This window comes from Pseudanabaena sp. CCNP1317 (assembly GCF_034931345.1).
GTDB lineage: Bacteria > Cyanobacteriota > Cyanobacteriia > Pseudanabaenales > Pseudanabaenaceae > Pseudanabaena > Pseudanabaena galeata.
Genome location: NZ_JAYGIF010000035.1, coordinates 1 through 12,313, shown reverse-complemented (window position 1 = coordinate 12,313; position 12,313 = coordinate 1). Strand labels below are relative to the sequence as shown.

Annotated in this window: 12 protein-coding genes; 10 read left to right on the top strand and 2 right to left on the bottom strand. The window is 41.7% G+C overall.

Features of this window, described 5'->3' with window-relative positions; translation table 11 throughout:
* The first annotated feature begins 223 nt into the window (after positions 1-223).
* The 4 genes from VB775_RS10005 (at position 224) to VB775_RS09990 (ending at position 3,626) form a co-directional block, all read left to right on the top strand.
* Positions 224-691, top strand: a complete 468-nt coding sequence (locus tag VB775_RS10005; RefSeq protein WP_281009706.1) for a restriction endonuclease subunit S — start codon at positions 224-226, stop codon at positions 689-691.
* 25 nt (positions 692-716) lie between these two features.
* Positions 717-1,010 carry a hypothetical protein gene (locus tag VB775_RS10000; RefSeq protein ID WP_281009707.1) on the top strand — a complete coding sequence of 98 codons (294 nt, stop codon included), beginning with the start codon at positions 717-719 and terminating at the stop codon, positions 1,008-1,010.
* Positions 1,011-1,388 (top strand): hypothetical protein, encoded by a 378-nt coding sequence (locus VB775_RS09995; protein ID WP_281009708.1) that lies wholly within the window; start codon positions 1,011-1,013, stop codon positions 1,386-1,388.
* Positions 1,389-1,877: 489 nt separating this feature from the next.
* Positions 1,878-3,626 (top strand): hypothetical protein, encoded by a 1,749-nt coding sequence (locus VB775_RS09990; RefSeq protein ID WP_281009709.1) that lies wholly within the window; start codon positions 1,878-1,880, stop codon positions 3,624-3,626.
* Here the strand turns inward: VB775_RS09990 and VB775_RS09985 are convergent.
* On the bottom strand, positions 3,623-4,066 hold the full coding sequence (locus VB775_RS09985) for a DUF29 domain-containing protein (protein ID WP_281009710.1): 444 nt from the start codon (positions 4,064-4,066) through the stop codon (positions 3,623-3,625). The two genes, VB775_RS09990 and VB775_RS09985, sit on opposite strands and share 4 nt — an antisense overlap.
* 1,005 nt (positions 4,067-5,071) lie before the next feature.
* On the opposite strand from VB775_RS09985, the gene VB775_RS09980 reads away from it, so the two are divergent.
* Entirely contained in the window at positions 5,072-5,926 is an 855-nt protein-coding gene (locus VB775_RS09980; protein ID WP_281009711.1) for a hypothetical protein, read from the top strand.
* A 150-nt stretch (positions 5,927-6,076) separates the two neighbouring features.
* Here the strand turns inward: VB775_RS09980 and VB775_RS09975 are convergent, their stop codons facing one another.
* A complete protein-coding gene (locus tag VB775_RS09975) occupies positions 6,077-6,340 on the bottom strand; it encodes a hypothetical protein (RefSeq protein ID WP_323216753.1) in 264 nt (87 codons plus the stop codon).
* A gap of 237 nt (positions 6,341-6,577) precedes the next feature.
* Here VB775_RS09975 and VB775_RS09970 point away from each other — a divergent pair, with 237 nt between their 5' ends.
* The 5 genes from VB775_RS09970 (at position 6,578) to VB775_RS09950 (ending at position 12,208) form a co-directional block, all read left to right on the top strand.
* A complete protein-coding gene (locus tag VB775_RS09970; protein WP_281009713.1) occupies positions 6,578-7,015 on the top strand; it encodes a hypothetical protein in 438 nt (145 codons plus the stop codon).
* Between the two features lie 30 nt (positions 7,016-7,045).
* On the top strand, positions 7,046-10,069 hold the full coding sequence (gene fxsT / locus VB775_RS09965; protein WP_323216752.1) for an FxSxx-COOH system tetratricopeptide repeat protein: 3,024 nt from the start codon (positions 7,046-7,048) through the stop codon (positions 10,067-10,069).
* A 116-nt stretch (positions 10,070-10,185) separates the two neighbouring features.
* On the top strand, positions 10,186-10,557 hold the full coding sequence (locus VB775_RS09960; protein ID WP_281009715.1) for a type II toxin-antitoxin system RelE/ParE family toxin: 372 nt from the start codon (positions 10,186-10,188) through the stop codon (positions 10,555-10,557).
* Positions 10,554-10,886 (top strand): DNA-binding protein, encoded by a 333-nt coding sequence (locus tag VB775_RS09955; RefSeq protein WP_281009716.1) that lies wholly within the window; start codon positions 10,554-10,556, stop codon positions 10,884-10,886. The genes VB775_RS09960 and VB775_RS09955 overlap by 4 nt, the downstream gene beginning before the upstream one ends.
* A 101-nt stretch (positions 10,887-10,987) precedes the next feature.
* Entirely contained in the window at positions 10,988-12,208 is a 1,221-nt protein-coding gene (locus tag VB775_RS09950; RefSeq protein ID WP_281009717.1) for an AAA family ATPase, read from the top strand.
* The last annotated feature ends 105 nt before the right edge of the window (positions 12,209-12,313 follow it).

The following is a 12,313-nucleotide window of genomic DNA, read 5'->3' as shown; positions in this document are numbered from 1 at the left end:
AGTAGTTGTTTGACAATCTTAGGGAAGTTAGATAACATTGTTAACATTATTTTTTGTTTTGACGCTTCTAATTTATCAAATTAGAAGCGTGTTTTTCTAGCTTTTTTCTATCATTCAACACTTCTGGGTAAGACTAGGGGATATTACTTCAAAGATAACTGATGGAGATCATCAAACACCACCAAGAATTTCAGAAGGGTATCGGTTACTTTCTGCAAAAAACGTGCGGAATGGTTATTTAGATTTTGGTAACTGTGATTTTATTTCTGAAGAAAATTATCTAAAATCAAGAGAAAGATGCTGTCCAGAGTTTAATGACCTTTTGATTGTTTCGGTCGGTGGCACAATTGGAAGAACCTCATTAATTCCAGAGGACTCTTTTTTTGCATTAGTTAGAAGCGTAGCTTTAATAAAACCATTATTAATCAATTCTTCATATCTAAAATATTCAATGGATTCTAGTCTTCTGCAAGATTCTATACACACGAGAAAACGTGGTGGCGCTCAACCCTGTCTATATTTATCTGAAATCGAAATGTTCCCATTCTCTTTACCTCCCCTCGCCGAACAACAGCGCATTGTTGCCAAAATCGACCAACTCATGACCCTTTGCGACGAGCTAGAAAAACAAATTAACGCAGCAGAAAGCAAACAGACCAATCTGCTTAAATCCTTGATGGCAAAGGTTTAAAGCTAACAAGAAAGGAGAAAATACTATGACCATCTCACGCGATCGCCTTGAAGAAATTCAAAATATACCCGATGAAGAAATTGATACTTCAGATATTCCAGAGCTAGGCGATCGCTTTTGGGCAAACAATGATGTGCCTTCAAAAACACTGAAACGTATTGCCACATACCTTCAACCAGAACTATTTGAAGATTTAACAAGGTTAGGAGTTGTCGAAAATCGAAACCCATCAAATTTGCTTGCAACCTTAGCTCAACAAGCTGTAGATCAAGCAAAACGAGATGGTCGATTAGGCGATCGCGCCAAAGGAGATAAATAAATGACAGATGCACCAAGATTAGAGGCGGCTCTATTGGCTTTAACTCAGTCTGTTCAGACATTAATTGAAGAGACTAGAGCCACTAATACCAATCTCAACAGCCTAGTTGAGCATCTTTACACCCGAAATGATGTGGTAGTTAATGACGTTGTAGACATCAAAAATGAATTGCATGAATTCAAAGAAGTATTTAAACAGCAAGCCTTAACTGCTGATCGCTATGCCAGCGCATCTCAAGCCCAAGCTCTTGCAGCCCAAGCCCAAGCTGAATCAGTCAAAGTCCAATCTGATACAGACAAAACTCAAGCCGAAAATATTCGGTTAATGATTGAAATGCTTAATCGGAAACAGGCGTACCCCATCCAAACCTACGAGTGAGTCAATCAAAGCAACCTGCACCAGCGAGGAGATCGGTACAGCAGTCAAAAATCGAGATTGTTTTAACAAATCCGATAGATCGATGTATGCTTATTCTGAGGTTTTTTATCCAAAGGAGGATCACAGATAAAATGTATCCCTTCAAAAGCAAAAAGCCAGTGCCTGAGAACCACTAGCTTCTTGACTACCCGAAGGTATCTATTCAATTAAATAAACGGAAACGGACAGATATTGCTTAGAGAGGCAAGATTTGTTCAATGCTTTCTTATATCTTAATGCAAGATATGAGTTTGGCAACAGTTTTTGCTGGAAATTTTTTCAAATTCAGCAAAAATAATTATTGAACACATCTAAAAAATCTGTCTGTTTCCTGATTGAAAACGCTACAACCCTTACAATCAGGACAACCCAGATGTATTTGAAAATTCAAGCCTTGCCCAAGCAAAATGGCAAGGAAAAAGTATTTAGCAATCGTGCAGGAGGTAAAAATTGACTTACCTCCAAAAAGATCTCAATTCAAACCGTAAATCTTCATATAAGACCCTACTACCCGCTGATCTGATCGAGCAAAAATTTGCAGCACTATTTCCGCACGGATGGGAATGGCTAACTAATCGAGACGGACAATGGACCACCAACACCAAATATCCCCTAACGCCCAGAGACCTAATTGAAAAATGGCGATCGCCAAACGAGATCATAGGCGTAAGATTTGGCAAAGAAACCAGCTACTTAATGCTAGACATCGATGCAGGTAGCCAATACCACCCACAACACAACGAGCAAGCCCTAACAGCAATCCGAGCCGCAATGGAAAGCATCGGCTTAGTACGCCATATCGCCATCCAATCATCAGCATCCCAAGGACTGCACCTATACTTTCCCCTGCCCTACAGCATCAATACATTTAAACTAGCCTGTGCTACACGCCATGCCCTAGAAAAAGCCAAACTAACCATCAAAGACGGGACCATCGAACAATTCCCCAACCCCAAAGCCTTCAACGCCCAATTCAAAGGACACAGATTACCACTGCAAGAAAGTAGTTATATCCTCAACGACGACCTCCAGCCCCACAGTCAAACCCTAGAAACATTTCTAAACCTATGGGACCAAGCCGCGATCGCCCAAGATCTAGAACTACTAGAAACCGCAATTGCCAAAGCCCCAAAACCGAGAACCTATCAAACTCAACCACAGGGCAAAGGCACAGAATGGAGAGCCAACATTGAAGCGCGGATAGCGATCGGCTGGACAGGCAAAGGACAAACCAACGAAATGCTATATCAGATCGCCGTCAAACATCGAGTATTTGATGGGATTGACGACACCAACGAACTAGCCCAAGCGATCGCCACCACCGCCAAAAACTGCCAAGGATTCTACGAATACTCCAACCACACCAGAGAAATCGAAAGCAGAGCGCTTTATACCGCCCAAAGCGTAATGATTACCCATTATCCCTATGGTAGCCAAGCTAGCAACCAAAACAATCCCACAACCAAAACCAGCACCAAGAAAAAACACCAAGAAAAACAACCAACAGCCATAGAGCGAATTACCAAAGCCATCGAACAACTAAGCAATCTTGTTTTTAGTAAAGTGCGAGAAGCGATCGCCGCAATTAGGGCGATCGCCAAGTGTAGCCCCACCACCCTATACAAACCCGAAATCAAGAAACTATGGCAACCCCTAGTAAAAAGCTGTAACACAACTTCTAGCGACAATTTCAAACCAATAGAAGCAGAAAAAACAGAAAATCAGACAGCTTTCCCAGAGCTTAAAATCATTACAGAGAGCCTTGTTACAGTTAAAGCCACTAATGAAGTGTTTTTAGCTGAATCAGAAGAAGAAAAAATTAACCAATCTAACCCCATCCCCTCGCCCGAAGTCTCCAGATTCTCTAATGAAAGCTTAGAACCCATACAGAAAAAGGAATACAAACCAATCATGACTTTTAATCAGGCAATTGCGATCGCGTCAACTTGCCCTAGTCCACCAATGCTCGAAAATTCAAAATGCTACAAACCCAAAGAGCTGCCACGACAAAATCCATCAACCGTTGAAAAAATTCAAGCGATTGTCAATGCTGATCCAAGCAAGGCGCGATCACAATTGGCAATGCTCAAAGCTAAATTACTAATGCCTTGGCTTAAAGCTGAGGAGCGATCTCAAACTGAAGAAGCGATCGCTTGGTTAGAGAATTATCTAGATAAGAGTTGTCTTTTAGATGCTTAAAAATGGCTTAAATCAGGAAAAGTCGGATCGAGAATCTGTTCGATAGTGAATGGGCATTCCGCAGGTAGATCTTTGTAATTTAACGGGGTTTCGCGCACGACTAATGCCAAACTTGATACAAAAGCCGAGGCAATCACTTCGGGTAAATATGGCTTCAGGCTAGGGTTTTCCTTTAATGATTCTGATGATTTATCCCGTTGCTCTATAATATTTGCCTTCCAACTCTTGCTACGATTGTCTGGCTGATATTGCCATTTCAGAAGATGTCCGATTAGGATTCCTAGACGGTTTCTCAATTCTTGACGTTGTTGCTTCCCCAAAGACTCAATTTCTTCTACCAAATTTTCAATATCTAATTCCTGCCATTTTCCAGACTTTAATAGATTAGATTGCTCCAAAGTCCAAGCGTAAAAATCTGTATCATAAAGTTTTGCTGCCATTCTTTTTAACCCTCTTAACGTGACCTAGAAGCCTTTGTACAACGCAGAGATCGTTAGCAGCAATGCGATCGCCATTCATAGATAACAATACTTGCTCCGATCTCAAAATTTGGAAAGAAAAAGTGGGTTAGTTGGTCGCGAGAGAAAAGCGCGATCGCTATTGGCAATGCTCAAAGCCAAATTACTAATGCCTTGGCTCAAAGCTGAGGAGAAATCCTAAACTCAAGAAGCGATCGCTTGGCTTAAAGATAGTCTTAAGTATTAGAAGCTATGGATAGATATTGATTACTTGAAGTAAATCTAATCTCAAATATTAATCAGGATTTATGCTCAAAAATGGTTGACATTTTGAGTATAAATTTTGTCAGAACCTATGGCTTTTTGAGCCTTGAAAACCAATTAGACAGTTATTGTATAAGTAATCAAGCCAATTTAGGTTGCCACTCAAACTTTAATGCAAACTTAATGCAAAAAAAGTATAAATTTCGATTTGTCCCTCAGCCCCGAAAGCTCTAGCGCTCACTTATAAAAAAGAAAACAGCACATTATAGTCTGTATCCATCGATGAATCTATGTCAGAGGTTAAATCAGTATCCCAAGTGAGGAATCATTTAGCAATGGAATAAAAACAGCCTTTATCCCCTCTGGTAACTGGTCAGCAATTCCCGAAGTTTCAGTACTGAGCCTTAAAACTATTTAAATTCTCCAAATCATAGAGAATTCTTATTCACAATTTTGTTGCTTCAAATTGTGATCGTCTCCCTCAGTAGGCTATACAGGGAGATTTTAAGAATGGTTAAGAGTGAAATTAGATAAGTACAGATAATATGGAAAGTATATTGATGAGAGAGAGTTGGTAAATTACAGCTTTTCTTGATTCAAACTCATGTATTCTAGATATAGAAAGTATCCATGTTTTGATGATTGACAGATTAATTGGTGTACTTATCGCCTTTTGAGAACTATTATCTACATCGAAAATCACATAATCATCGAACTCTAAATTTGTATCATCTCTCAATTAAAGTATATGGCGCGATCGCGCAAAACGTTCAATACCCTCATTTGGTGAAGGTGTTGTATTCGTTGGCGCGATCGTTTGATGTGTCTGGGAGAGGCATTGTAGAGTTTGATATTGCGAAATTGGCAAAGACTTTAAACCGTAGTATATCCACTATTAAAACCAATCTACGCAAAGCCAGACGGCTAGGCGTATTTCGCGTTTTAAAGATTTCTGGATTATTGGTAAAAGCTGCATATATTAGTCTTCCTAAACTATGCCTTAAATTAGGAATTCAAAAACTTGGAGCAATTTACGAATTAGATAGTAATAAATTCCATACATTGCGATCGCAAACAATTCGATTTACGATCGCAATGAAGCAAAAGCATTCTAAGTTTGTTGCAGACAAATTAGCTAAAGAGTTGAAGTTACCCAAGGCGATCGAAGTCGGCAAAATCTTTGATATTGCGTCTGAAATATCCACAGGCGTTACAAGTATCAAGGGTCAAGTTGGACATTTCCTCTTGGTGACTTCAGAATTCACTCCGTATGGCGCAAGCCAAAAACTTATTGGATCTATTCTTGAGAGATCTCCGCAAACAATTCGGAAACACTTGCAAGCTATCAATGGGTTGGAAGAAGTAACCTCGTTACAGATTTGCCAAAGCGATCAATCTAACAACATGCAGATGCTTGAAGATCAGAGGCTTTGGCTGGAACATGAGATAGGGCTTGTTAATTATTTTTGTTGGAACAACGTTTTATATAAGTGCTTGCCCAACGTCTATGATCTCGATAGTTCGTTCTTGTTTAACCAAAAATGGCTTAGACGACGTGTTTCAAAAATGTTTCGATGACATTTTATGCTTTTTACCCATTCTTCTTTAATCTTTTTCTTTCTTTTTCTTTTTTAAAGAATAATTAGAAATCCATTGATTAGGGGATATTAAGAGCATAGTTTTCACTCATTAATAAAATCGCATCAATTTTTGCGATCGCTTTGCCAATCAATGTAAATAAAAAACAGGCGATCGCTGGTGAATTTTGCCATGTACATTGCGTCCCTCAGCCCCGAAAGTATTGAATGCTTTCGGGGCTGAGGGACAATCAAAGGATTTCAGCCTATTCGTTTTAAGATGGCGATCACAACTTTGCATTCCTATACCTTGCGCTAGGACGGAGATGCACTTTACAATCCACACATTTCTGGAAGTGCGATCGCGATGTCTCTCAGTCCTGAATAGAGAAATCTTGATAGTGACTGATGGCAATATTTTCAAGTGGTGTCAGGAGCATTGGCATAATTTTTGATAGCTCGATCCGATCTATCTAACGATCCACAAACTTCAGTGATTGCGAATAAAGCAGATCCTGCGATCGCAAATAGCTTTTGATATAGTCGGGTGACTTCGGGGTTGAGGGGACATCAAAAAAGCCAGTGCTTATCCTGTACTGACTTTTTAGGTCGTGTTATTATTGCTGACAATTTAGAGAAAAAAGTGAAGGCTATGACTGATCCTTTAACTGCTGGGGCATTGGTGGGTTTGGCTGTTCAAAAGTTTGTTGAGTCGAGTGCGGGTGAGCTGGCTAAGAAATTTACGACTGATGCGATCGCGAAGATTCCTGAGCTATGGCAGAAAATTAAGAACAAGTTGTCAGGGAAACATCCGACAGTCGATGAGGCTTTGGTAAAGGTCGAGTCGGGCGATCGCGCTGCTATTGAAACGGTTAGCACAGTGCTCGGTACAGAGCTGATTACAGATCCAGCATTTGCTAACGAACTCAAACTACTTGCCCAGACGATTCAAGCTGGTAAGATTCAAGATAACAGTTCGATGACGATGAACGTTTCTGATAATGCGAGAGGTTGGCAGACTAAGGTTGAGGGTGGTAAGGCTTATATTGGGGAGATTCATATTCAGGAGGGGCAATCTCCAAAGTCTTAGTCACAACTCATAAGTTAAAGGCGATCGCTCATGTCAGATTTAATTACTGAACTATGTCAGCTAACGGCGGAAATCCTGCAAGAGCATCCTCATGCAGATGCCGCTCGGTTGGTGGGACTGGTGAAGCAGGGTATTGTTGCTAATTCTCAGTTAGGTCAGGCAATTCAAGGCGATCGCCAATTAATTCAAATCAATGAAGGTAATGCGAAAGGTTTTCAAACTTTGGTTACGGGTGGGATTGCCAATATTGGTATTCACCTAAATGATGTGAATCGGGAAACGTTACAGGAGGTTTTGCAGGAGGCTTTAGGAGACTTACTGAAGTCTTTGCAAAAGCAGATTCCTAGCAATGTGCGGCAGGGTTCCAAAAACTTTGTCGGGCGAGAGGAAGAACTTGTGGATATTCATGCAAAGTTGCAAGAGGGACAGGGTGTAATCGTCTGTGCGGTGGAGGGGATGGGCGGTGTTGGTAAGACTGAGCTTGCGCTGCAATATGCGACTCGCTATCAACAGGAATATGTGGCGCGGTATTGGTTGTCTTTGCGGGAGATGGGATTGGCTCAGGCAGTGGTGACGATGGCTAGTCCTTATCTGGACTTACCCGAAGCGATGCAGTCGGCTAGTCTGGATGAACAAGCGGCATGGTGTTGGCAAAACTGGTTGCCTGAGTCTGGCAAGTTATTGGTAATTCTCGATGATGTGCCGAAGGCGGAGAGCATTCCCGATCTGGCGATGCCCATCGATCCGCGTGTGCGGGTATTGGTAACGACGAGAGAACGGGAATTGAATGTGGGTTTTGAGTCTGTGCCTCTGGATGTGTTGTCAGAGGAGAAGGCACTGGAACTGTTAAGAAAAATAGTTGGTGCGGCAAAGGTAGATAAAGAACTGGTCACGGTCAAGGAGATTTGCAAAACTCTGGGTTATTTGCCCTTGGGCATAGAGTTAGTCGGTGAATATCTGAGCAAAAATCGCTTTTTGACGTTTGCTAAGTTACAGGAAAGGTTAACTCTTGCCGATGACTCGATTGCAAGGGAACGCAAGAATAAGTTATATGGCTATCGTGGTGTAGAAGCAGCAATCCAACTGAGTTGGGATGACATCAGTACTGGATCTAAGAGAGTGGCGATGCTGTTAGGGCTGTTTGCACCTGTTGTGGTTTTTTGGGAGTTGGTGGCTGGGATTGGAGTAAGTGCCGAAATTACGGAAGATGAACTGAATGAGGCAAGGGGGCAGTTAGACAGTTTGCATTTAATTCAACCAATAGATGAAGAATGCAACTTTTATAAGATTCATACTCTAGTCCGCGAGTTCTTTCGGGCAAAGCTCTTAAAAGCGGAAGAGAATCATCAGTTTCGGCAAGCATTTGTAAATAGGTTGCTTGCCCTAGCTAAAGAGATTCCCGAAACGCCAACGATAGATCTGATTGCAATAGTAGCTCTTGTTATTCCCCATTTGGATATACTGAGCCGCGAAATGCTGGGTGATATTCTCAATCCTGAAGAAGATTTGATTTGGGCATTTACAGGAATTGCGTGTTTCTATAAAGCGCAGGGATTCTACGCACTTGCCGAAGAGCCATATCAAAGATGTTTGAAAGCAACGCAAGAACTTTTAGGAGAGCGCCACCCCGATGTCGCCACCAGTATCAACAACCTTGCAGATCTGTATAGTTCGCAAGGAAGATATGCAGAAGCGGAGAAATTAACTCAAGAATCACTTCAAATGCGTCAAGAGATATTTGGGGGAAATCATCCTGATACTGTCAACAGTTTTCACTTGCTCGCTTATTTATACAAAGCTCAAGGAAAATATGGAGAAGCAGAATCTATTTATCTACAAGTAATTAAGAAATACAAAGAACTGTTAGGTGATCGCCATCCCTCTGTCGCCACCAGTATCAACAACCTTGCAGATCTGTATAGTTCGCAAGGAAGATATGCAGAAGCGGAACCGCTCTGTCAAGAAGCGATGCAGTTGAGGCGAGAACTTTTAGGTAATCGCCATCCCGATATTGCAAACAGTTTCAACAACCTCGCAGAGTTGTACAATTCGCAAGGGAGATATGCAGAAGCGGAACCGCTCTTTCAAGAGGCAATACAGTTGATGCGAGAACTTTTAGGCGATCGCCATCCCGATATTGCATACAGTTTCAACAACCTCGCAGAGTTGTATCGTTCGCAAGGGAGATATGCAGAAGCAGAACCGCTTTATCAAGAGGCAATACAGTTGATGCGAGAACTTTTAGGCGATCGCCATCCCTCTGTCGCTACCAGTTTCAACAACCTCGCAGAGTTGTATCGTTTGCAAGGAAGATATGAGGAAGCAGAACCACTGTTTATACAAGCCCTGTCACTGAGTCAAGAACTATTAGGAGAACGCCATCCCTCTGTCGCCAGCAGTATCAACAACCTAGCAGGGCTGTACGATTCGCAAGGAAGACATGGAGAAGCAGAACCTCTCTATGTGAAAGCATTAGAAATTATGGAAGTTTCGCTAGGAGTGGAACATCCAAATACAAAAACTGTTCGCAATAATCTCCAGTCTCTACGCGATCTACAAAACCAAATGAATATGACTCCTAAAGGTATTGTGACTATTTATGATAGACAAGGGCGTGATTGCCAAATTGAAGTTAATGAGCATGAGTCCATTCTTTCGCTTAAAGTTTATCGTTCGCTGGATTGTGTTGGACTAAGGGATATGGTCGGTCATATCGACTGTGTTTTTGAGTCTCCTAATGAAATGCTTCTAGCAGATATTCACTTTGCAGACAACATAGCCCGTAGCCCACTAGGACGTATTTATGCATTTTTTCACAAAGAACCAAAATGCTACCAAAGGCTGGGACTAGGAACTGCCACACTAGAATTTCTTATAAAATATGTTAAGGAGAAAGGAATCAAAAAGATTCATGGGTCAATAACTCAAGACGATCTTAATGCTAACCCGAAGCTAATCAAATGGTATCGAGATAATGGTTTTACAGTAGAAGCTCTAACGGCTGAAGAAATAGAGAAAGATAGGAAAGCCAGAATCTGTCTTTACTTGCCATAGCGCCAAAAAAACACTTGACGATAAAGGCGATCGCAAGCGTATTTGGGATTTGATTTAGGCGATCGCTAAAATATGCCTTGACCACAAGTAACATATAAGTTACTCTAGTGCCTAGTATGAAAGTTCAAGAATATATCCAAGAAGATGGCTCAAACCCTTATCAGAAATGGTTCGATGCTCTAGATGCGATCGCTGCGGCAAAAGTGACAGTTGCCAAATCGCGGCTAGAGCTAGGCAACACATCAAACATCAAATGGTTTGATGGAATTGGCGAATATCGAATTGATTGGGGTGCAGGATACCGAATTTATCTAGCCCAAGATGGAAATCAACTCATAGTTCTATTTGGTGGAGGCACGAAAAAAGGTCAACAATCCGATATTGAACGAGCTAAAGAACTGTATCAAGAGTATAAAAGGCGCAAAAAAGAGGCTAGACAAGCAGCTATCAAAGAAGAAATCGACAAAAAGAAGAAAAAGAAAAAATGACAACTACACCCCTAAGACGCGACTTTAAAGAAACAGTTAATGCAAGAGTCCAAAGAGATTCCGCATTTGCCGCCGCTTTACTTGACGAAGCTATTTCTCTTTTCCTCAATGGCGAACCAGAAACCGCGAGACTCATATTGAGAGATCTCGTCAATGCAACCATCGGATTTGAAGAACTAGCGATCGCCACATCTAAACCTAGTAAAAGCCTTCATAGAATGCTCTCTGCAAAAGGAAATCCCACAATGGATAATCTCACCGCTATTCTCAAAGTTTTGCGTAAAACCCTTCAAGTCGATATCAAAGTACAGACGGTTACTTGTGCTTAAAATATCTCTGCTCATCTCGTAAGAGTGGGTTTCAAGTAACGAGTAATCGCTTATTCTTGAGAAAGATTTTAGTTGTGAAAAGCAGTTAACGGCGATCGCTCATGTCAGATTTAATTACGCAACTATGTCAGCTAACGGTGGAGATACTGAAAGCTAATCCTCAAGAGGATTTGGCTGAGTTTGTGGAATTGGTCAAGAAAAGCATCGATGCTGATTCACAGTTAGGTGAGGCAATACAAAGCGATCGCCTGTTAACGCAGGTCAATCGAGATGGGAGCAAGGGTTATCAAACCTTGGTTGCGGGTGGTGTTGCGAATATTGGCAATACTTACCTCAATGATGTGCAGCCAGAGATGTTGCAGGAAATCTTGCAACGAGTTTTAGAAAACATCCTGAAGTCACAGCCACATTTCAAGCAAACAGCACCAAAAGATCATAACAAGAGCTTTTATAACAATCTAGGCGATCGCGAAATTGACCGAGATGGAAACTTTGTTGGAAGGGAGCAGGATTTAGAGGAATTGCACGATTTATTGCAGGCGCAAAGCGAAAGCTCGCCTTTGCCAATGGTGTTAATTTCTGGGATGGCAGGGATGGGGAAAAGCGAACTAGCGCGGCAGTATGGCAAATTGCATTTAGATGATTATGCGGGTGGGGTGGGAATATTCGAGGCAGCGCAGTTTGGTGAATCCCTTAGAGACTTTATGCAGTTGAGATTTTGTGAAGATGGGGATTTACGGCACTTCACCAAATTAGAAACACAGGTAGAGGAAGGCTGGCAGCAGTGGCAAAAGTTTTGCGGTGAGGAGAAAATAGCGCTGATCTTGATTGATGACGTGACCGAATATCAAACACAGGTTTTGCCATACTTGCCGAAGAGTTTAGGAGATGTCCATCCGTTTCGATTTGTGCTGACCTCGCGATCGCTATTGCAGGGTAAATTAGCGTTGCTGGAAATTCAGGAATTGAAGACCGAGGCAGCGTTACAGTTATTGACCAAATGGGCAGAACCAAATCAGCAAACCTTGCTAGACAATCCTGAGATCGCCGCAAGCCTTTGCAATCGTTTAGGCTGTTTGCCATTAGCCCTAACTTTGGTCGGTAGTTGGCTCAAGAATTCCCAAGCAACTTTACCGATCGTGATCGCGGAATTGGAACAAAACGGGCTAGGAAGCGAAGTATTGGAACCCTATGAAGTAGCGCCCGAAAATATCGATTCTGGAAAGAACATTAAGCAGGGGTATAGTCAGGATACGTGTAAAACAGTGCCACGAAGCGCTGAAATCTTTACTGTGAAATGCTTTCAGCTATCAAACTTTTAAAGATGAAGAAGATTGATAAGATGTCCCACAAAAAGGGCAGAAACGATGCTTCAGGGAAGTAATCGGCTCCTGACAGCCAACACAGCGATGACGTAACTCCATCCC

Coding starts and splice junctions, on each gene's coding strand:
- VB775_RS10000 (WP_281009707.1), top strand. CDS start 717: ATGACCATCTCACGCGATCGCCTTGAAGAAATTCAAAATATACCCGAT.
- VB775_RS09995 (WP_281009708.1), top strand. CDS start 1,011: ATGACAGATGCACCAAGATTAGAGGCGGCTCTATTGGCTTTAACTCAG.
- VB775_RS09985 (WP_281009710.1), bottom strand. CDS start 4,066: ATGGCAGCAAAACTTTATGATACAGATTTTTACGCTTGGACTTTGGAG.
- VB775_RS09970 (WP_281009713.1), top strand. CDS start 6,578: ATGACTGATCCTTTAACTGCTGGGGCATTGGTGGGTTTGGCTGTTCAA.
- fxsT (WP_323216752.1), top strand. CDS start 7,046: ATGTCAGATTTAATTACTGAACTATGTCAGCTAACGGCGGAAATCCTG.
- VB775_RS09960 (WP_281009715.1), top strand. CDS start 10,186: ATGAAAGTTCAAGAATATATCCAAGAAGATGGCTCAAACCCTTATCAG.
- VB775_RS09955 (WP_281009716.1), top strand. CDS start 10,554: ATGACAACTACACCCCTAAGACGCGACTTTAAAGAAACAGTTAATGCA.
- VB775_RS09950 (WP_281009717.1), top strand. CDS start 10,988: ATGTCAGATTTAATTACGCAACTATGTCAGCTAACGGTGGAGATACTG.